19 protein-coding genes are annotated in these 20,111 nt (G+C 69.0%); 1 reads left to right on the top strand and 18 read right to left on the bottom strand.

What is annotated here, in order from left to right:
* Positions 1–41: 41 nt before the first annotated feature.
* The 14 genes from tolB to G7B67_RS06240 all read right to left on the bottom strand — a co-directional run bounded on the left by tolB (position 42) and on the right by G7B67_RS06240 (position 12,997).
* Positions 42–1,310 (bottom strand): Tol-Pal system beta propeller repeat protein TolB, encoded by a 1,269-nt coding sequence (tolB, locus tag G7B67_RS06305; protein ID WP_425482417.1) that lies wholly within the window; start codon positions 1,308–1,310, stop codon positions 42–44.
* A 180-nt stretch (positions 1,311–1,490) separates the two neighbouring features.
* Positions 1,491–2,405 (bottom strand): cell envelope integrity protein TolA, encoded by a 915-nt coding sequence (tolA, locus tag G7B67_RS06300; RefSeq protein ID WP_166209601.1) that lies wholly within the window; start codon positions 2,403–2,405, stop codon positions 1,491–1,493.
* Positions 2,402–2,848 (bottom strand): ExbD/TolR family protein, encoded by a 447-nt coding sequence (locus G7B67_RS06295; RefSeq protein WP_166209599.1) that lies wholly within the window; start codon positions 2,846–2,848, stop codon positions 2,402–2,404. Before G7B67_RS06295 ends, tolA begins: the two co-directional genes overlap by 4 nt.
* Positions 2,849–2,857: 9 nt before the next feature.
* Positions 2,858–3,646 carry a protein TolQ gene (tolQ, locus tag G7B67_RS06290; protein ID WP_166209596.1) on the bottom strand — a complete coding sequence of 263 codons (789 nt, stop codon included), beginning with the start codon at positions 3,644–3,646 and terminating at the stop codon, positions 2,858–2,860.
* Positions 3,643–4,101, bottom strand: coding sequence for a tol-pal system-associated acyl-CoA thioesterase (ybgC, locus tag G7B67_RS06285; RefSeq protein WP_166209593.1), 459 nt, complete (start codon positions 4,099–4,101; stop codon positions 3,643–3,645). Before ybgC ends, tolQ begins: the two co-directional genes overlap by 4 nt.
* A 156-nt stretch (positions 4,102–4,257) precedes the next feature.
* Positions 4,258–5,298 carry a Holliday junction branch migration DNA helicase RuvB gene (gene ruvB, locus G7B67_RS06280; protein WP_166209590.1) on the bottom strand — a complete coding sequence of 347 codons (1,041 nt, stop codon included), beginning with the start codon at positions 5,296–5,298 and terminating at the stop codon, positions 4,258–4,260.
* Positions 5,299–5,451: 153 nt separating this feature from the next.
* A complete protein-coding gene (locus G7B67_RS06275) occupies positions 5,452–7,365 on the bottom strand; it encodes a potassium transporter Kup (RefSeq protein ID WP_166209587.1) in 1,914 nt (637 codons plus the stop codon).
* Positions 7,366–7,396: 31 nt separating this feature from the next.
* On the bottom strand, positions 7,397–7,981 hold the full coding sequence (gene ruvA, locus G7B67_RS06270) for a Holliday junction branch migration protein RuvA (RefSeq protein WP_166209584.1): 585 nt from the start codon (positions 7,979–7,981) through the stop codon (positions 7,397–7,399).
* A gap of 154 nt (positions 7,982–8,135) precedes the next feature.
* Positions 8,136–8,663 carry a crossover junction endodeoxyribonuclease RuvC gene (gene ruvC, locus G7B67_RS06265; protein WP_166209581.1) on the bottom strand — a complete coding sequence of 176 codons (528 nt, stop codon included), beginning with the start codon at positions 8,661–8,663 and terminating at the stop codon, positions 8,136–8,138.
* A gap of 17 nt (positions 8,664–8,680) precedes the next feature.
* Positions 8,681–9,409 (bottom strand): YebC/PmpR family DNA-binding transcriptional regulator, encoded by a 729-nt coding sequence (locus tag G7B67_RS06260; RefSeq protein ID WP_166209578.1) that lies wholly within the window; start codon positions 9,407–9,409, stop codon positions 8,681–8,683.
* A 106-nt stretch (positions 9,410–9,515) separates the two neighbouring features.
* Positions 9,516–10,091, bottom strand: coding sequence for an alpha/beta hydrolase (locus tag G7B67_RS06255; RefSeq protein WP_166209639.1), 576 nt, complete (start codon positions 10,089–10,091; stop codon positions 9,516–9,518).
* 29 nt (positions 10,092–10,120) lie between these two features.
* Positions 10,121–10,666 carry a GNAT family N-acetyltransferase gene (locus G7B67_RS06250; RefSeq protein ID WP_166209575.1) on the bottom strand — a complete coding sequence of 182 codons (546 nt, stop codon included), beginning with the start codon at positions 10,664–10,666 and terminating at the stop codon, positions 10,121–10,123.
* A 34-nt stretch (positions 10,667–10,700) separates the two neighbouring features.
* The gene (gene aspS, locus G7B67_RS06245; RefSeq protein ID WP_166209572.1) at positions 10,701–12,476 is read right to left on the bottom strand and encodes an aspartate--tRNA ligase; all 1,776 of its coding nucleotides are present in this window, start codon (positions 12,474–12,476) and stop codon (positions 10,701–10,703) included.
* Between the two features lie 167 nt (positions 12,477–12,643).
* Positions 12,644–12,997, bottom strand: a complete 354-nt coding sequence (locus G7B67_RS06240) for an FmdB family zinc ribbon protein (RefSeq protein WP_166209569.1) — start codon at positions 12,995–12,997, stop codon at positions 12,644–12,646.
* Positions 12,998–13,108: 111 nt separating this feature from the next.
* Between G7B67_RS06240 and G7B67_RS06235 the strand changes: the two genes are divergently transcribed.
* Positions 13,109–13,825, top strand: coding sequence for an SIMPL domain-containing protein (locus G7B67_RS06235; RefSeq protein WP_166209566.1), 717 nt, complete (start codon positions 13,109–13,111; stop codon positions 13,823–13,825).
* Between the two features lie 158 nt (positions 13,826–13,983).
* On the opposite strand, the gene G7B67_RS06230 is transcribed toward G7B67_RS06235, so the two are convergent.
* The 4 genes from G7B67_RS06230 to otsB all read right to left on the bottom strand — a co-directional run bounded on the left by G7B67_RS06230 (position 13,984) and on the right by otsB (position 20,084).
* Positions 13,984–15,978, bottom strand: a complete 1,995-nt coding sequence (locus G7B67_RS06230) for an ABC-F family ATP-binding cassette domain-containing protein (protein WP_166209563.1) — start codon at positions 15,976–15,978, stop codon at positions 13,984–13,986.
* Positions 15,979–16,145: 167 nt separating this feature from the next.
* Positions 16,146–17,516, bottom strand: coding sequence for an alpha,alpha-trehalose-phosphate synthase (UDP-forming) (gene otsA, locus G7B67_RS06225; RefSeq protein WP_166209560.1), 1,371 nt, complete (start codon positions 17,514–17,516; stop codon positions 16,146–16,148).
* Positions 17,513–19,312, bottom strand: a complete 1,800-nt coding sequence (locus tag G7B67_RS06220; protein WP_166209557.1) for a glycoside hydrolase family 15 protein — start codon at positions 19,310–19,312, stop codon at positions 17,513–17,515. Before G7B67_RS06220 ends, otsA begins: the two co-directional genes overlap by 4 nt.
* Before the next feature lie 22 nt (positions 19,313–19,334).
* The gene (otsB, locus tag G7B67_RS06215; protein WP_166209554.1) at positions 19,335–20,084 is read right to left on the bottom strand and encodes a trehalose-phosphatase; all 750 of its coding nucleotides are present in this window, start codon (positions 20,082–20,084) and stop codon (positions 19,335–19,337) included.
* Positions 20,085–20,111: the final 27 nt, after the last annotated feature.

Genomic DNA, 20,111 nt, shown 5'->3' with positions numbered 1-20,111 from the left:
CCTCGTCTGGTGAAAACTGAATAGGCCCGGCCACTCTACAACTAACGTTTCTGGCGATACGGCCCCCACGCCGGCTCGCGGACGTCGCCATCGGCCAGCACCAGGCGCTGGCGCACGCGCGCATCGGCCGAGACCGCATACAGCACGCCGCGGCCGCCTTCACGGGCGGCGTACAGGATCATGCTGGCATTAGGTGCAAAGCTCGGTGATTCATCCAGCGAGCCCGGCGAAAGCATGCTCCAGCGCGGCGAACCCAGGCTCAGGTCCAGCAGCGCGATGCGGTAGTTGTTGCCGTTGCCCTGCGTCATCGCGATCTTCTTGCCGTCGTAGGAGACGGTGGGATCGGCGTTGTAGCTGCCCTGGAAGCTGACGCGGCTGGCGCTGCCGCCACCGGCCGGGACCTTGTAGACCTGCGGCTTGCCGCCGCGGTCGGAGGTGAAATACAGGCTGCCGCCGTCGGGTGAAAACACCGCCGAGGTGTCGATGCCGAACTGGTCGGTCACCTGCCGCAGCGCCTTGCTGCCCAGGTCCATCACGTAGATCTCGGGATTGCCGCTGCGCGAGAGCGTCAGCGCCAGCTGGCGGCCATCCGGGGAGAACGACGGGCTGGAATTGATGCCGCGGAAGCTGGCCAGCTTCTGCCGTGCGCTGGAATTGATGTCCTGCAGGTAGATCGACGAATTGCCGCTCTCGAAGCTGACGTAGGCCAGCGTGCGGCCATCGGGACTCCACGCCGGCGACAGCAGTGGCGCGGCCGAGCGCACCACGGTCTGCGGGTTGTAGCCATCCGAGTCGGCGACCATCAACGCGTATTGCATGTGGTTGCCGGTGCCCGACGCGGTGATGTATGCGATCCGGGTCCAGAACGCGCCGCGCACGCCGAGGATCTTCTCGTAGATGGCGTCGGCGATCTGGTGCGCCACGTCGCGCATCGCATTGCTGCGCGCGGTCATGGCGAAACCGAGCAGGCGCTGCTGTTTGGCGACGTCGAACAGCTCGTACTCGACGCGATAGCCGCCATCGCCCGAATCCAGCACGTGGCCGACGACGATGTAGTCCTGCTTGAGCACGCGCCAGGTCGGGTAGTTGACCTCGCTGCCGCGGGTCGGGCGCTCGGCCATGTCGCGGTCGGGCAGCGTGCGGAACTGGCCCGAGCGGTCGAGGTCGGCGCGGATCACCGCAGCCACATCGGTGGTGGGCGCCGCGGCCCCGCCCTGGTAGGGCATCGGCACCACGGCGATCGGCAGCGCCGCGGCGTTGCCGCCGACGATGTCGATTTCCAGGCCCTTCTGCTGGGCCAGCGCCGCCATCGGCAGGAAGGCGAGCAGCAGCGCCAGCAGGGCCCCTGGCAACGGCAGGGCAGCGGAGAACAGGCGCGGCAAGCGATGCGTCATCAGGTCGGATCCGTGGGGGAAAGCGGATTCTTAACAGGTTGCCTGTTAAGGCCGTCTCAAAGATGAACGCAGCCGGACCCGTGGGGCGGCCGGTGGCTAGCGGTCCTGGGCCTCGAAGTTGACGGTCAGGTTGCGGCTGAACACCGGTTCGAAGCCGGCGTACGGCAGAGGCTGGGCCTTGAGCACCGCCGCCTCGACCGAGCGCTTGCCCAGCTCGTCATAGGGGCAGCTGCTGTCGACCTGGACGTCGATCACCTGGCCGCCGGGGATCTGGCGGATGTTGAGCTTGCAGCGCTGCCCCAGTGCCACCGAGTCCGGGCGTACCCAGTTGCGCAGGATCGCGTCCTGCAGCGCGGCCTGGTAGCGCGCGAGCAGGCCGGTGTCGACGCCGTTGTTGCCCGGTGGCGCGCTGGCGCTGGCGTCGGCCTGCGCGGCGGCTTGGGCCGCATTGCGCGCACGCGCGTCGGCGATCTGCTGCAGCTTCTGCTCGGCGAGGTTGGCTTCCTTGGCGGCTTTTTCGCGCTGTTTCCTGATCTCCGCGAGCTGCTGCTGCAACTGCTTCTGCTTCTGCTCGGCCTCGGCCTGCCGTTCGCGTTGCTCGGTCAGGTCGATCTGCTGCTGGCGGTGCTTCTCCTCCTGCTCGCGGGCGCGCGCATCGGCGGCGAGTGCATCGCGATCGACCTTCTCCTGCTCGACCTGGTCGGGCACCGGGATCGGTTCCTGCGCCTTGACCTGTTGCGGCACCGGCGCCTGCTGGGGTTGCGGCTCGGGCGCAGGCTGCGGCGGCGTGAGCGTGGGCTCCACCGTTTTCGGCGCCAGCAGCGCGCGTTGCGTCGCGCGGCTCAGCGCGTTGGCGTCGACGATGTCGGCATGCACCGGCGAGCCGGCCGCCGACACCTGCGGCGGCGGTCGGTTCCACCACAGCCCGAGCACCACCAGCGCGAACAGCAGCACATGCAGTCCCAGCGCCAACAGCACGGCCAGCGCGGTGTCGTCGCCGCGCTCCCTCACTTGGCTTTCGCCTCCACCGGCCGGCTGATCAGGCTCACGCGGTCGAAACCGGCGTCCTTGATCGCGTCGATCGCATTGGTGATGGCCTGGTAGCTGGCGGTGGCATCGCCGTTGACGAGGACCGTCGCGTCGTGGTTCTGCTTGTAGATCCCTTGCAAATTCCGGGTGATCTCTGCCGGCGTCATCGTCACGTTGTCCGCATCCGGCAGCTTGAGCGCGTAGCGCCCGTCGGCGTAGGCGCTGACCACGATCGGATCCTTCGGCGTGCCCAGCGACTTGGCGTGCGAGTCCGGCAGCTTGATGTCCGTGCCCAGGTTCAACAGCGGCGCGGTCACCATGAAGATGATCAGCAGCACCAGCATCACGTCGATGTACGGCACGACGTTGATCTCGGCCTTGAGCTTGCGCTTGCGGATGCGGCGCCCGGTGGCGGTCACGGCCATGGCGGGCTCCTACGCTTCATCGATGTGCGCCTGCCGCTGCAGGATCGAGGAGAACTCCTCGGAGAACGCGTCGTAGCGCACGTTGAGACGCTCGACCCGGGTGGCGAAGCGGTTGTAGGCCCACACCGCCGGGATCGCGGCGAACAGGCCCATGGCGGTCGCGATCAGCGCTTCGGAAATGCCCGGCGCGACGGTGGCGATCGTCGCTTCCTTCATGTTGGCCAGGCCCTGGAACGAAATCATGATTCCCCACACGGTGCCGAACAGGCCGACGTAGGGGCTGATCGAACCAACGTTGGCGAGGAACTCGAGGTTGTGCTCCAGCCCGTCGAGCTCGCGCGAGGCGGTGGCGCGCATCGCGCGCTGGGCGCCTTCCAGCTGCATGCGCGCGTCCACGCCGCGGCGCTGGCGGATGCGGTTGAACTCGCGATAGCCGCCTTCGAAGATCGCCTCCAGCCCGCCGATGTCGCGGTTGCGTTCGGTGGCGGCGGCATACAGCTTGGCCATCTCCGCACCGGACCAGAAGCGCTCCTCGAAATGCATCGCTTCGCGCTGGGCGCGATCGAGCACGCGCTTCTTGCGGAAGATGATCACCCACGAGGCGATGGATGCGACCAGCAGCAGCAGCAGCACCAGCTGCACCGGCAGGCTGGCGTGCAGCACCAGCTGCAGCATGTCCAGGCCGTTGTGCGGCGGGGTGGCGGCCGCGCCCTGGACCGCGGTGGCGGCGCCGCTGGCCGCGTCCTCGGGCAGCGGTTCGATCGCGGTGGCCTGCAATGCGGCCAGCAGGGAAATCATGCTCCGTCCTCCACGTTGTGCATCTCCAGGGATTTCAATTCGTCGTACAGCGGGGGCGGGATCGCGCGCGGACGGAAGTCCGAAGCCGCCAGCGCGCCGACGCGCACGCTCGCATCCAGCAGCCGCACGCCATCGCGCTCGATCGCCTGCGCGAACACCAGGCTGGCGCGGCCGCAGCGTCGCAGGGCCACCGACACCACGAGCGCGTCATCCAGCCGCGCCGGCTGCCGGAATTCCACCTGCATCGCGCGCACCGCGAACACCAGGTCGGATTCCTCGCGCAAGACCTGTTGGTCCTTGCCCAGCGCGCGCAGCCATTCGGTGCGCGCGCGTTCGAGGAAGGCAAGGTATTGCGCGTGGTAGACCACGCCACCGGCGTCGGTATCTTCCCAGTAAACGCGGACGCGATGGGTGAACAGGACGGGAACCGTGCGTGCTGGCGTGGGGTTTGACAAAGCGGGACCGTCGGTCGGGGAAGGGGTTGTTGCCTTTGGGCGGATGGTTTCGCTTCGCTCGCGTTACGGGCTCCGGGTCGCTGGAAATCCGGGATGGGGGGCATCGGGAACATCCCCGGGTGCGCTGCGCTGACCCGGGCTACGGACGCTTCGTGGCTAGAACAGGGGTTCGGATTCTCCGGCGCCGATGCCCTGGTCGCGCTTTGGCTGCAGGCCCAGGTGCCGGTAGGCCTTCGCGCTGGCCATGCGTCCGCGCGCGGTGCGCACCAGGTACCCCTGCTGGATCAGGTAGGGCTCGATGACGTCCTCCAGCGTGCCGCGCTCCTCGCTCAATGCCGCGGCGAGCGACTCGACGCCGACCGGGCCGCCATCGAAGGACTCGACGATGGTGCGCAGCAGGCGCCGGTCGAGGTCGTCGAAGCCCTCCGGGTCGACCTTGAGCATCCGCATCGCGTCGTTGGCGACATCGCGGTTGATGTCGCCGTCGGCACGCACCTGGGCGAAGTCGCGCACGCGGCGCAGCAGGCGGTTGGCGATGCGCGGCGTGCCACGCGAGCGGCGCGCGATCTCGCCGGCGCCTTCGGCTTCGCAGGCGATGCCGAGGATCGATGCCGAACGCCGCACGATGCGGGTGAGGTCTTCTGGCGAATAGAACTCCAGCCGCTGCACGATGCCGAAGCGGTCGCGCAAGGGCGCGGTCAGCAGGCCGGCGCGGGTGGTGGCGCCGATCAGCGTGAACGGCGGCAGGTCGAGCTTGATCGAGCGCGCGGCCGGGCCTTCGCCGATCATGATGTCGATCTGGTAATCCTCCATCGCCGGATAGAGGACTTCCTCGATCGCGGGCGACAGGCGATGGATCTCGTCGACGAACAGCACGTCGTGCGGCTGCAGGTTGGTCAGCAGCGCGGCCAGGTCGCCGGCCTTCTCGATCACCGGCCCGGAGGTCTGCCGCAGGCCGACCCCGAGCTCGTTCGCGATGACGTGCGCGAGCGTGGTCTTGCCCAGTCCCGGCGGCCCGAACACCAGCACGTGGTCCAGCGCCTCGCCACGCCGTTTGGCCGCCTCGATGTAGATGCCCAGCTGCTCGCGCACCGGCTGCTGGCCGAGGTATTCGTCCAGCCGCCGGGGCCGGATGGAAGCCTCGATGGCCTCGTCCTCGCGGCTGGCGTCGGCGGCGATGATGCGGTCGTCGGTCATCCGGTGATTATGTCCGATACCGCGCCGCGGGACTGGGGGTCTCGGCGGCCTGCAACGCGCCGCCGCGCGCCAGGGACCACGCTTGCAGGCTGTTGCTGATCTGCCCAGCACCCCGGATGCGGCCTGCGGCCTTGACCGGGCTACTCAATCTCCCTAGATCTCGACCTGCGCGCCCAACTCGACAAGCCGGTTGCCGGGAATCCGGAAGAAGTTCGTCGCCGGCGCCGCGTTGCGGTGCATGATCGCGAACAGCTTGTCGCGCCAGATCGCCATGCCGCTGTGCGCACGTGCGACGACGTTCTCGCGGCTGGCGAAATACGTGGTGTCCATCGGGTCGAAGTGGATGCCGCCCTGGTCGCAGGAGCGCATCAGCGCCAGCGGCACATCGGGCACCTCCATGAAGCCGAAGCGCACCAGCACGCGGTAGAAATCGTCGCCGATCGGCGCGATCTTCAAGCGCTTGTCCTCGGGGGCGTACGGCACGTTGAGCGTTTCGGCGGTCAGGAACACGTTGCGTTCGTGCAGCACCTTGTTGTGCTTGAGGTTGTGCAGCAGCGCGTGCGGCACCATCCCCTGCTGCGCGGTGAGGAAGATCGCGGTGCCCGGCACCCGTGTCGGCGGCGCCAGCATCAGTCCGGGCAGGAAGCTGTCCAGCTGGATGCCTTCCTTGCGGATCTCGGCGTACAGCAGCTGGCGGCCGCGGCGCCACGTGCGCAGCAGGGTGAACACCGCCACCCCGAGCGCGACCGGGAACCACGCGCCGTCCAGGAACTTCACCCCGTTGGCGACCAGGAACGCGAGTTCAATGATCGCGAACGCCAGGCACAGCGGCAGCACCCAGCGGCGCGCGCGCAGCCACGTCGCGCGCGCGACCAGCGCCAGCAGCATCGTGTCGATGAGCATCGTGCCGGACACCGAGACGCCGTACGCCGACGCCAGCGCGTCGGCGGTGCGGAAGGTCAGCACCAGCGTGATCACCGCGGTGGCGAGCACCCAGTTGATCCACGGCACGTAGATCTGGCCGATGGTCTGGTGCGAGGTGTGCTTGATCACCATCCGCGGGATGTAGCCCAGTTGCATCGCCTGGCGTGCCACCGAATACGCGCCGGTGATCACCGCTTGCGAGGCGATCACCGCGGCCGCCGCGGCCAGCACGATCATCGGGATCAGGCCCCATGCGGGCACTGATTCGTAGAACGGATTCTTCAGCGCGGCCGGATGGTCCAGCACCAGCGCGCCCTGCCCCAGGTAATTGAGCATCAGCGCCGGCAGCGCGAAGAAGGTCCATGCATAGCGGATCGGCCGCGCGCCGAAGTGGCCCATGTCGGCATACAGCGCCTCGCCGCCGGTGACGGCCAGCACCACCGCGCCGAGGATGAATATGCCGCCCCAGCCGTGCTCCATGAAAAAGCGCACGCCCCACCAGGGATTGAGCGCCTTCAGGACCAGCGGATCCTTGACGATGTTGCTCACGCCGATGACCGCCAGCGCGAGGAACCACAGCATCATCACCGGGCCGAACACCTTGCCGACCTTCTCCGTGCCGAAGCGCTGGCTCATGAACAGCAACAGCAGGATCGCGACCGAGATCGGGACGATCCAGTGGTTGAGTTGTGGCGCGGCGATTTCCAGGCCTTCGATCGCGCCCAGCACCGACACCGCCGGCGTGATCACGCCGTCGCCGAAGAACAGCGACGCGCCGAAGATCGCGAGGATGCCGACCACGTAGCCCGAGCGCGAGCCTTTCGGCAGCGTGCGCTGGGCCAGCGCCATCAGCGCCATGATGCCGCCCTCGCCTTCGTTGTCGGCGCGCATGATGATGGTGACGTACTTGAGCGTGACCACGATCATCAACGCCCAGAACACCAGCGACAGCACGCCCAGCACCGTCGGGTGGTCCGGCGTGAGGCCGTAATGTGGCAGGAACGCCTGCTTGAGCGTGTACAGCGGGCTGGTGCCGATGTCGCCGAACACGACTCCGATCGCGCCGACGACCAGCCCGGCAAGGCCCTTGCGGCCATGGCTGTCGGCATGGGGGGGCGTTGAAGTCGATTGCGGGCTGGACATGCAGCTTCCTGGGGATGCTCGGGTGCGCAGCTCAACGCAGCGCGGACTTTAACGCCTTGCGGATGATGGTGGCGGCGTCGTCGCCTTCACTGGAGGCCTCGCGCGCCATGCGCACGGCTTCGGCCGGCTTGTAGCCCAGCTGCTGCAATGCGCTCACGGCTTCGGACTGCGGGTCGCCGGGCATGCCACTGGCCGTCGGTCCACCGCCCATCAGGTCGGCGGCGCGATCGCGCAGTTCGACCACCATCCGCTCGGCGGTCTTCTTGCCGATGCCCGGGATGCGGGTGAGCGCGGCGACGTCGCTGGACTGCACCAGCCGCGCGAAGTCGTCGACGCTGGTGCCCGACAGCACCGCCAGCGCGATCTTCGCGCCGATGCCGCTGACCTTCTGCACGTCGCGGAACAGGCGCCGCTCGGATTCGCGCAGGAAGCCGTACAGCGACACGCTGTCCTCCTTCTGCGCGTAGTGCGTGAACAGCGACACTTCGCGGCCGATGTCGGGCAGGTCGTAGATCGTGCTCATCGGCGCTTCCAGCTCGTAACCCACGCCGTTCACGTCGACCACCAGCCATGGCGGCTGCTTGTGGATGAGGATCCCCTTGAGGCGCCCGATCACGTCGATCCTCCCGCTGCCCGGTCGTGGCCCTGGCCCGTGATCGCCGCGAACGCGCGGATCCCGGGGCTTTGCGTCTTCACGCAACGGGCCGGGAAGTGCACGGGCACCGGGCGCCGGCCTGCGCCGGAATGGGGCGCCGAAGCGCGAATCGCTGTCATCCGCGTCGTCTCCGCAACTGGTCCGTCGTCAGGCCGCTGCGCGCCGCCGTCGCGCTCATGTGCGCGTGCGTCAGCGCCACCGCGAGCGCATCGGCGGCGTCGGCCTGCAGCTTGGCGTCGGGCAGTTTCAACAGCAGCCGCACCATGTGCTGGACCTGGGTCTTGTCGGCGCCGCCGCGGCCGACCAGCGACTGCTTGATCAGGCGTGGCTCGTATTCGCTGACCGGCAGCCGCCGGCGTACCACGGTGGCCAGTGCCGCGCCGCGCGCGTGACCGAGCTTGAGCGCGGACATCGCCGACTTGTCCATGAATACCGTCTCGATCGCGACCTGCTGCGGCTGCCATTGCTCGAGCAACGCGTCCAGCGTTTCGCACAGCAGGCCCAGCCGCGACGGAAAGTCCTCGGCGCCGAGCAGCACGATCGCCTGCGCATGCACGTAGCGGCACTGCCCGTCGGCGCCGACGTCGATGACGCCGATGCCGGTGCGCTGCGAGCCCGGATCGATCCCGAGGATTCTGGTCACGGCGTGAGCTTACGCGCTTAGGCGTAGGCATCTTCGCCGAGGTCGGCGTTGGAGTAGACGTTCTGCACGTCGTCCAGGTCCTCCAGCCAGCGCAGGAGCTTTGCGACCTGTTGCGCGGTATCGCCCTCGACCGCGATGTCGTTGTCCGCGCGCAGCGTCACTTCGGCGATCGCCGGCTGGAAGCCCGCGGCTTCCATCGCCGCCTTCACCGCCGCGAACGAATCCGGATCGGTCAGCACGTCGATCGCCCCGTCGTCGTAAACCACGATATCGTCGGCACCGGCCTCGATCGCCGCTTCCGTCAGCGCGTCCTCGCCGACGCCGGCCGCGAACGTCAGCACCCCGCGCTTCTTGAACATGAACGCCACCGAGCCATCGGTGCCCAGGTTGCCGCCGAACTTGCCGAACGCGTGGCGCACGTCGGCCACGGTGCGCACCTTGTTGTCGGTCAGGCAATCGACGATCACCGCGACGCCGCCCGGCGCGTAGCCCTCGTAGCGGATTTCCTCGTACTCGACGCCTTCGAGTTCGCCGGTCGCCTTCTTCACCGCGCGCTCGATCACGTCCTTGGACATGTTGGCCGACAGCGCCTTGTCGATCGCGGTGCGCAGGCGCGGGTTGCCGCCGGGGTCGCCGCCACCGGTGCGCGCGGCGACCGAGATCTCGCGGATGAGTTTCGTGAAGATCTTGCCGCGCCGGGCGTCCTCGGCGTTCTTGCGGCCTTCGATGGAGGGGCCTCGGCCCATGGCGGGAATCCTGCGTGTCGCGTGGAAAGCCGGCGATTTTACTTCGCTGGCGATTCCGCCGCTTGCGGCCCGCCGACCGCGGCGCCGCAGCCCGTCCGGGCGCGCCTCAGTGCGCGAAACACCCCTGGCGCAGGAAGGAGACCGCCTGCGCGACCGCTTCGGCGGAAAACAGCAGGCCGCTGTGGCTGGCTTCCACCACGACGTGGTCGGCCACCCCGGCCAGGCGGGTTTCGCTCACCGCCACGGTGCCGTCATGGTCGCCGTCGAACCCGGCCAGCAACGCGCCCAGGCCATGGGGCACGCAGCCGGCGATGACGCCGACCTGCGCGCGGCCTTTCCAGCCATCGACACCGTGCTGCAGCAGCGCGGCGCTGCGTCCCAGCATCGCCGCCGCCGGCGCCCAGCGCAGCATGCCCGTGGCCGCGCCGCTGCCGGTCAGGGGGGAGCCCAGGCAGACCACCCGCCGCACGGGCAGCTGCGGCGCTTCGTGCAGGGCCTGCAGCGCGATCAGTCCACCGAGGCTGTGCGCGACGATGTCCGCCGGCGACTGCGCCAGCAGCTCGATCAGCCGCGGCACCGCGGTATCGGGGCCGTCGGCCACGCTGTGGTAGGCGAAGATTTCCGGCGCGAAGCCTTCGGCCGCCAGCTTCGAGGCGAACCACTGCATCGAGGCACCGGGCATCCACAAGCCATGCAGCAGGATGACGCGGTTCACTGGCCCGCGTACTCCCGTCGCGGGAGCGACGCGGGTCGCTTGAAGATGAATTCGCGGTCGCGGATCCGTCCGACCGGGAATTCGTACTCGCCGGCTTTCTCGAATCCGTGGCGTGCATAGAAGCGCTGGGCGCCGAAATTCTCCGACCAGACGCTGATCCACAACGTGCGCGGGCCGTCGCGCTCGAGCCAACGCAGCGCCTGCTGGAACAGCTGGCTGCCCCAGCCGCCGTTATGAAGCGCGGGTGCCACGTACAGGCGCTTGAGTTCGCCATCCCCGGCGGCGACGTCCGGATGCGGCAGGCCACTGGGGCCGGCCAGCGCGTAACCGACGGCCTCGCCGTCGTCCTCGAGCAGCCACGTCGCGTAGGCGTCGTCGGCGAGGTAGCGCAGGTAGGCCTGCGGCGCATGGCTTTCGTCGAGGAACGCCTGCAGGTCCTGCGGCGGATACATGTGGCCGAAGGTATCGACGAAGGTGCTGGCGCCGATGCGGCTGAGCGCGGCCGCGTCGGCGGCGGTGGCGCGGCGGATGCGGGCGGTCATGACTGGCGCGTACCTTCGGTCGTCCGCGGCCGGGTCACTGCGCCGCCTTGTCCTTCTTCGGCCGCACGCTGACATGCACCTCGGCCAGTTGCGCGTCCGGGATCGGCGACGGCGCGCCGGTCATCAGGCATTGCGCGGTCGTGGTCTTGGGGAAGGCGATCACGTCGCGGATGGATTCGGTGCCGGCCATGAGCGCGGCGATGCGGTCGATGCCGAAGGCGATGCCGCCGTGCGGCGGCGCGCCGTATTTCAGCGCGTCGAGCAGGAAGCCGAACTTCGCCTCGGCCTCTTCGGCGCCGATGCCCAGCAGCTCGAACACCGCCGACTGCATCTGCGGCCGGTGGATGCGGATCGAGCCGCCGCCGATCTCGTTGCCGTTGAGCACCATGTCGTAGCCGCGCGACACCGCTGTCTTCGCGTTCGCACGCAGGTCAGCGACGTCGTCGACCGCCGGCGCGGTGAACGGGTGGTGCAAGGCCACGTAGCGCTGCGCTTCGTCGTCCCATTCGAACATCGGGAAATCGGTGACCCACAACGGCGCCCAGCCTTCGCCGACAAGATTGAACTCCTTGCCCGCCTTCAGCCGCACCGCGCCCATGAAATCGCTGACCTTGCCGTAGGCACCGGCGCCGAAGAACACGATGTCGCCGTTGCCCGCGCCAACGTGCGCGAGCAGGGCGGCGAACGCGTCGGCCCCGAAGAACTTGGCGATCGGCGAAGTCACGGCACCGGCGTCGTCGATTTTCGCGTAGGCCAGCCCCTTGGCGCCGAATTTCGCGGCGTGGGCGGCGTACTCGTCGATCTGCTTGCGCGACAGGGCCGCGCCGCCCGGGATGCGCAAGGCCGCGACGCGGCCGTCGGCATCGTTGGCCGCCGACGTGAACACCGGGAATTCGCAGTCCTTCACCCGGTCGGCGACATCGACCAGTTCCAGCGCGATGCGCAGGTCCGGCTTGTCCGAACCGTAGCGACGCATCGCCTCGGCATAGGTCATGCGCGGGAACGGATCGGGCAGCTCCACGCCCATGACTTCGCGGAACACATCGCGGATCAGGGTCTCGGTCGTGTCCTGCACGTCGCGCTCGGACACCCAGGCGAATTCCATGTCCAGCTGGGTGAATTCCAGCTGGCGGTCGGCGCGCAGGGCTTCGTCGCGGAAGCAGCGCGCGATCTGGTAGTAGCGGTCGAAACCGGCCACCATCAGGATCTGCTTGAACAGCTGCGGCGACTGCGGCAGCGCGTAGAACTCCCCCGGGTGCATGCGCGCCGGCACCAGGAAGTCGCGCGCGCCCTCGGGCGTGGCCTTGGTCAGGATCGGCGTCTCGATGTCCTGAAAGCCGCGTGCATCCAGCCAGCGACGCAATGCCTGCACCAGCCTGATGCGGGTGCGCATCATCTGCTGCATTTTCGGCGTGCGCAGGTCCAGGTAACGGTATTTCAGGCGGATGTCCTCGCCGGGATTCTCGTGCGCGTGGAATGGCAGCGGCTGCGCCTTGTTCAACACCTCGATCCGGCTCGCGACGACCTCGACTTGGCCGGTCGCGATCTTGTTGTTGACGCTCGAACGCCGGCGCACGACGCCGGTGACGCGCAGCGCGTCCTCGTAGCCGATGTCCGCCGCGACCTGCAGCACCTGCGCGTTGCCCTGCGCATCCGACGGCTCGGCGACGACCTGGACGATGCCTTCGTGGTCGCGCAGGTCGATGAAGACCAGGCCACCGAGGTCGCGGGCGACATCGGCCCAGCCGCACAGGGTGACCGTCTGGCCGATCAGTGCCTCGTCGACCAGGCCGCAGAAATGGGTACGCATCGAACACTCCGCTGGTGGAATCCCGCGCCGCCGGACGCGGGCTCGGGTTGGGGCGCGGCCGGGCGGGAGCAGCGGGTGCCCCGTGCCTGGGCCACCCGCCGGGCGCCCTCGCCGGACGGCAAGGGAACAGCCCGCTAGTTTAGCCGCGGCCTCGCGCGGGCGCCGCGTCAGGGCGTGCCGGCGGCCGGTTTGGCGGCGGGCGACTCGGTCTTGGCCGGCTTGGCCTCGGATTTCGCCGCGGGCGCGGCGTCGCCGGAGGAGGTGGCGGGCTTGGCGTCGGCCTTGGCTTCGGTCTTCGCCTCGCCGCCCTTCTCGCTGAGATTGCGCTTCTTGTCGCCGTCCTTCTTGAAGTCGGTCTCATACCAGCCGCTGCCGGCCAGGCGGAAACTGGGCGCGGTCAGCTGGCGCTTGACCGCCCCGGCGCTGCAGGTCGGGCACGCGCTGGGATCGGGGTCGGAGAGCTTCTGCAGGCGATCGAACTGGTGGCCGCAGGCAGTGCAGACGAAGGCGTAGATCGGCATGGCGGGATCGGAAGTCGCAGTGGAAACCTGCCGTCAGTGTGAGGCCTGGGCGGCCGCTTTCAAGCCGCTGGGCCGTATGGTGTCGTCGACATCCCTCGACAGGCGCCCGCAATGACCGCATCCCCGGCCCGTTCGATCATCGCCGCATTGCTGCTCGCGCTGGGCCTGCTGGGCGCCGGCTGGTTCGTGGCGCAAGGCATGACCGGGCTGCGCACCGGCGACCGCTACGTCACCGTCAAGGGCTCGGCGGAGAAGATCGTCGATGCCGACCTGGTCGTCTGGCCTCTGCCGCACACCGTGGGCGGCAACGACCTGGCCGAGGTGCAGTCCAAGCTCGAAGCCAACACGGCGACGATCCGCGCGTTCTTCGTCGACGCCGGTTTCAGCCCGGCGGAGATCATGGTTTCGCCGCCGCGGCTGCAGGATCGGTGGGCGTGGGCCTCGGGCGACAACCGGCCGCCGGAACGCTATCGCTACTCGACCACGGTGACGCTGCGCACGTCCAACGTCGCCCGCGCACTGGCGGTACTGCGCCGCAGCGGCGAGCTCGTCGCCCACGGCGTGATGATCGGCAGCGAGGATGGCGGCGCCAGCGAACCGGACTTCGAATACACCAGGCTCAACGCGATCAAGCCGGCACTGATCGCCGAGGCGACAGCGAACGCGCGCAAGTCGGCCGAGCAGTTCGCCAAGGATTCCGGCGCCCGCATCGGCGGCATCCGCAGCGCGAACCAGGGCGTGGTCGACATCAGCGACCGCGACCAGGGCAGCCCGCAGGTGAAGAAAGTGCGGGTGGTGACGACGGTGGAGTATTTCCTCAAGGATTGAAGGCGGCGGGACGCAATGCGGCGTCCGACGGCGGGCATTGCTTTCGTCGGAGCGGCTTCAGCCGCGAGCTTTTTCCGGGCCGCGTCGACCGGGCGAAGAGCTCGCGGCTGAAGCCGCCCCGGCGAGGACGGCGGGTAGACGTGCCGACACGCGGGTTCTTATGCAGCACTCGCCTCGTACAGCGCGAGCAGCGCCTGCTCGGCGCTTTCCAGCTGCGTGCGCAATTGCGCCTGCTGCCTGCCCAGCTCGCCTGCCCGCGCGGCGCCGTCGGCATACAGCGCGGGATCGGCCAGCGCGTCGGTGACGGCGGCCAGGCGCGTTTCCAGATCGGCGACCAGGCTTTCGGCTTTCGCCAGTTTGTGCGGGTTGATGCGCGCGGCTGGCTTGGCTGCCGGCACGGAGGCTGGCGTCGGCGCGGATTTCGCCGGCTTGTCGGGCTTGTCGGGCTTGTCCGCCTTCGCCGATTCACTGCCCGGGCGCGAGCGCAACCACGCGGCGTATTCGTCCAGGTCGCCGTCGAAGGCTTCGACCTTGCCGCCGGCCACGCGCCAGAAGGTTTCGCAGACCAGGCCGATCAGGTGGCGGTCGTGCGAGACCATCACGATCGCGCCATCGAAGTCGCTCAGCGCTTCGGCCAGCGCCTCGCGCATGTCCAGGTCCAGGTGGTTGGTGGGCTCGTCGAGCAGCAGCACGTTCGGCTGCCGCCAGGCGATCAGCGCCAGCGCCAGCCGCGCGCGCTCGCCACCGGAGAAAGCGTCGATCGACTCGAACGCGCGGTCGCCGGGGAAATTCCACTTGCCGAGGAAATCGCGGAAGGCCTGCGTCGGGCTGTCCGGCGCGATGTCGCGCAGGTGGTCGATCGCCGACTGTCCGGCATGCAGCGACTCGACCGTGTGCTGCGCGAAATAGCCGATGCGCAGGTCCGGGTGCGCGTTGCGCTCGCCAGCCAGCAGCGGCAGCTCGCCGACCAGCGTCTTCACCAGCGTCGACTTGCCGGCGCCATTGGGGCCCAGCAGGCCGACGCGGTCGCCGGCTTCCAGACCGAAGTTGACGTCGTGCAGGATGGTGTTGATGTTCCCTTCTCCCGCCTGCGGGAGAAGGTGCCCCGCAGGGGCGGATGAGGGCGCGTCGCGTACCGCGCCCTCACCCCTGCCCCTCTCCCCCTCGCGGGAGAGGGGTTCAACCACATATCCCGCATCCACGTGGTTCAGGCGGATCAGCGAATTGGGCAGCCGCTGCGGCGCGGGGAACTCGATCCGCAGCGAGCGCTCGGCGCGCACGGCCTCGGTGCCGGCGAGCTTGGCCAGGCGCTTCATCCGCGACTGCGCCTGCTTGGCCTTGCTGGCCTTGGCCTTGAAGCGGTCGATGAACGACTGCAGGTGCGCGCGCTCGGCCTGCTCCTTCTCGTGCGCGATCTGCTGCTGGCGCAGCTGCTCGGCGCGCTGGCGCTCGAAGGCGGTGTAGTCGCCGGTGTAGAGCTTCGCCTTGCCTTCGTTGAGGTGCAGGGTGTGGGTGGTGACGTTGTCGAGGAACTCGCGATCGTGCGAGATCACCAGCAGCGTGCCCGGATAGCGCAGCAGCCACTGCTCCATCCACAGCACCGCGTCGAGGTCGAGGTGGTTGGTGGGCTCGTCGAGCAGCAGCAGGTCCGACGGCGTCATCAGCGCCCGCGCGACGTTGAGGCGCACGCGCCAGCCGCCGGAAAAGTCGGACACCGGCTTGGCATGCGTCTCGGCCGGGAAGCCCAGCCCGTGCAGCAAGCGCCCGGCGCGCGCGGACGCGTCGTAGCCGTTGAGTTCCTCCAGCCGGTGGTGGGCCTGCGCGACGGCTTCCCAGTCCTCGTTGGCGAAGGCGTTGGCTTCGGCCTGGATCGCCGCATGCACGGCCGCGTCGCCGGACAGCACGAAGTCGATCGCCGGATCGGGCAACGACGGGGTTTCCTGCGCCACCGAGGCGATGCGCGCCTTGCCCGGCAGGTCGAGGTCGCCCCTGTCGGCTTCCAGCTGGCCCATCAATGCGGCGAACAGCGACGACTTGCCGGTCCCGTTGCGCCCCACCACCCCCAGCCGCCAGCCGGCCTGCAGGGTCATGTCGACGTCGGACAGCAGCAGGCGTTCGCCGCGACGCAGGGCGAAATTACGGAAGGAGATCATCCGCCGATTTTAACGCGCCGCCGAAGCCGTCGTATCGCGGTGCAACCCGCCGCGCCGCCGCGCGCAAGGGAATGCCGGCGACCGGCTGTCGCCGCACGTGTAGGAGCGGCAAGCGTGGATCCCGGCGCACTCCGGCGTTCAGGCCAAAGATTGAAGGGAAAACCGCACTAGGCCGCCGCCAACGCCCCGAGATAACTTCGCCGCCAGGCTTCGATGTCGTGGCGCTTGAGCGTCTCCATCATCGCGTGCCAGCGCTCGCGGCGCTCGGCCAGCGGCATCACGCAGGCCTGGGCGATGGCATCGGCCACGCCGTCCAGGTCGTAGGGATTGACCTGCAGCGCCTCGCCCAGCTCGCTCGCGGCGCCGGCGAAGCGCGAGAGCACCAGCACGCCAGGATCGTTTTCATCCTGCGAAGCGACGAATTCCTTGGCCACCAGGTTCATCCCGTCGCGCAGCGGCGTGACCAGTCCTACGTCGGCCAGGCGGAAAAACCCGGTTAGCACGTCATGCGGAAAGTTGCGGTTGACATAGCGCAGCGGCGTCCAGTCCGGGGCCGCATGCAGTCCGTTGATATGTCCGGCCACGCCTTCGAGCTCCTGCCGCAGCGCCTGGTATTCGGGCACCTCGCCGCGCGAGGGCGGCGCGATCTGCAGGAACGTCAGCAACCCGCGCCGCTCCGGATGCCGCTCCAGGTGCCGTTCGAACGCGCGGAAGCGCTCGGGCATGCCCTTGGAATAATCCAGCCGGTCCACGCCGATCGCCAGCTGGCGGCCGGTCAGGCTGTCGCGCAGCTTCTGCACCGGGAGTTTCCTTTCCGCGGCCGCGGCCTGCTGCGCGATCTTCCCGGTGTCGATGCTGATCGGGAAGGCGCCGGCACGGAAGCGATGGCCTTCGGCCGTCTCCAGCTGGCCCTGGCCGATGACCCGGCCGCCACCGAACAGGCGCACGTAATCCTGGAAGCGTTCCAGGTCGCGCGCGGTCTGGAACCCGACCAGGTCGTACGAGGACAAGGCGGCGAAGACTTCGCGATGCGCCGGCAAGGCCGCCAGCAGGTCCGACGACGGCATCGGCACATGCAGGAAGAACCCGATCCGGTTGTCGATGCCGTGCTCGCGCAAGCCCTGCGCCAGCGGGATCAGATGGTAGTCGTGCACCCAGACGATGTCGTCCGGGCGCAGCTCGCGCGCCAGGCGCTCGGCGAACAGCGCGTTCACCCGCCGATAGCCGTCCCAGGTCTCGCGGTTGTAATCGACCAGGTCCATGCGGAAGTGCAGCAGCGGCCACAGGGTGCGATTGGCGAAGCCGTTGTAGTACTCCTCGAAGTCGCTCCACGACAGGTCGATCGTGCGATAGGTGATGTTGCCGTCGCGCTCGACGTGCTCCTCGCCCGAGGCGCCACGCACGCGGCGCCCGCTCCAGCCGAACCACAGGCCGCCGTGCTCGGACAAGGCCGCATGCAGCGCCACCGTGAGCCCGCCGGCGCGGCTCCTGGCTGAAGGCAGCGGGACGCGATTGGAGACGACGACCAGTCGGCTCACGTCGCGTCCTGCCAGGGACGGCTCAGTCGCATCGCGGCGTTGATCAGCCCCACGTGCGAATACGTCTGCGGGAAGTTCCCCCAGGCTTCGCCATCGTCGAAGGCCAGGTCCTCGGACAGCAGGCCCAGCGGATTGCGCCGCGCCAGCAGCCGCTCGAACATCCCGCGCGCCTCGTCCATGCGACCGATCGCGGCCAGCGCATCGATGTACCAGAACGTGCAGATGGTGAAGCTGGTTTCCGGATGGCCGAAGTCGTCGGCGGCGATGTAGCGGAACAGCGCATCGCCGCGGCGCAGGTCGCGGCCGATGGCCTCGACCGTGGCGACGAACCGCGGATCCATCGCGTCGACGAACCCCAGGTCGGCGAGCAGCAGCAGGCTCGCATCCAGGCGTTCGCCGCCGAAGGCGTCGGCGAAGTGGCCGCGCTCGGCATTCCAGGCTTCGCGCAACACGCGCTCGCGGATGATGTCTGCGCGCTCGCGCCAGTACAGCACGCGGTCGGCCAGCGCGAAGCGCCCGGCGATGCGCGACAGCCGGTCGCACGCGGCCCAGCACATCACGCTCGAATAGGTGTGCACGTGCGCGCGCCCGCGGAATTCCCACAGCCCCGCATCGGGCTGGTCGTGCAGCGCGAACGCGCGCACGCCCAGCGGTTCCAGGCGCCGGAACATCGCGATGTCGCCGCGGTGCTCCAGGCGCTGGTCGAAGAACAGCTGCGCCGACGCCAGCACCACGCTGCCGTAGACGTCGTGCTGCTGCTGCAACCAGGCCAGGTTGCCGCGCCGCACCGGGCCCATGCCGCGATAGCCGGCCAGGCTCGCCACCTCGTCCTCGGCCAGCGTGGTCTCGAAGCCGATCCCGTAGACCGGCTGCAGCGCGCGGTCCTCGCCGGCGACCAGGTTGGCGATGTAACTGATGTATTCCTCCATGCTGCGGGTCGCGCCCAGGCGGTTGAGCGCGCGCACCACGAACGCCGAATCGCGCAGCCAGCAGTAGCGGTAATCCCAGTTGCGCGGCGTGTGCGGCGCTTCCGGGATCGAGGTGGTCATCGCCGCCACGATCGCGCCGGTGTCCTCGTACTGGCACAGCTTGAGCGTGATCGCGCTGCGGATCACGGCGTCCTGCCACTCCAGCGGGATCGACAGGTAGCGCACCCACTCGCGCCAGTAATGGATGGTCTCGCGCTCGGCGTCGCGCACGAAGGCTTCGATCGGCTGGGTCAGGGTTTCATCCGGGCCGAGCACGAAGTGCAGGTCGTTCTCCAGCAGGAATGGCAGCGCATCGCGCACCAGCCGCAGCGGCGCGTCGCAGGTCAACCGCCAGGTCATCCCGGTCAGCAGGAAGCGCATGTGATTGCTGCCCCAGCTGCGCTCGGGCACCTGCGCGCCCCAGTCGGTGAGCGGACGCAGGCGCACGCGGATGCGCGGGCTGCCGGCCAGCAGGCGCACGCGTCGCACCAGCATCACCGGCCGGTAGAAGCGCCCGTTGCGGCGCCAGCGCGGCGCGAAATCGGTCAGCTCGACGGCACCGCCATGGCGGTCGTGCAGCACCGTGCGCAGGACCGCGGTGTTGTCGAGGTAGAACTGCTCGGCGTGGTCGAAGTCCTCCAGCTCGATCGTCCAGTCGCCGCCTTCGGCCTGCGGCTGCAGCAGCGCGCAGAACGCGGGATCGCCGTCGAAGGTCGGCACGCAGGCCCACACCACGCGCCCGCGCGCATCGATCAGCGCGCCGAAACTGCCGTTGCCGACCAGGCCCAGGTCGAGGTTGGCCGCGGCCGTGGAAGCATCCTGCGTCATCGTTGTCATCCTTTGTCCGTCCTCAGGCCAGCGCGGCCAGCCAGTCGCGCACCGCGCCGGGATCGCGCAGGCCGTAATGCGCGGCGCTGGGTTCGCGCGCGCCGACCAGCACGCTCACGCCATGATGCGCATTGACGATGGCAAAGCCGCTCTCGTCGGTCAGGTCATCGCCGAGGAACACCGGCACCCGGCCGCGGAACGGTGGCTCGTCCATCAACGCCAGGATGGCGCCGCCCTTGTCGCTGGCGGCCGGCCGCAATTCGACCACGCTGTCGCCGTGCTGCAGGCAATAGCCCGGCAAGCGCGGCAAGGCCACTTCGGCGAAATTGCGCAGCGCCTCGCCCGCCTGCGGCGCGACGCGCCAATGCAGCGCCAGCGCCGGCCCCTTGTCCTCGACCAGCGCGCCGGGCCAGGCGCGCACGACCTGCCCCGCTTCCTCGCGGATCGCATGCAGCGCTGGCGGGATGGCCGGCGCGGCGACATGCCGGGCCTGGCTGCGGTGTTCGGTGCCATGCAGGCCAGACGCCGACAGCTGCAACGGCGCGAACAGGGCATCGATGCTGGCCAGCGAGCGCCCGCTGACCAGTGCGACGGCGCCGTCCAGGCGTTGCGAGACGGCATCCAGCGTCGCCCGCAACGTCGGCGGCACGATCACCGTGTCGGGCGTGTCGGCAAAATCGAGCAGGCAGCCGTCGACGTCGAGGAACAGCGCCCAGTCATCGGCGGGCGTCGGCGGGCGCGGCCTGCGCAGGTCGTCGCTGCGGGCTGGCATCCGCGCATTGTCATCATCGGCGCGTTA

Source organism: Cognatiluteimonas telluris, from assembly GCF_011320095.1.
In the GTDB taxonomy this organism is placed as follows: domain Bacteria; phylum Pseudomonadota; class Gammaproteobacteria; order Xanthomonadales; family Xanthomonadaceae; genus Cognatiluteimonas; species Cognatiluteimonas telluris.
The sequence above is the reverse complement of the archived record's forward strand: the minus strand, read 5'-3'. Positions and strand labels throughout refer to the sequence as shown.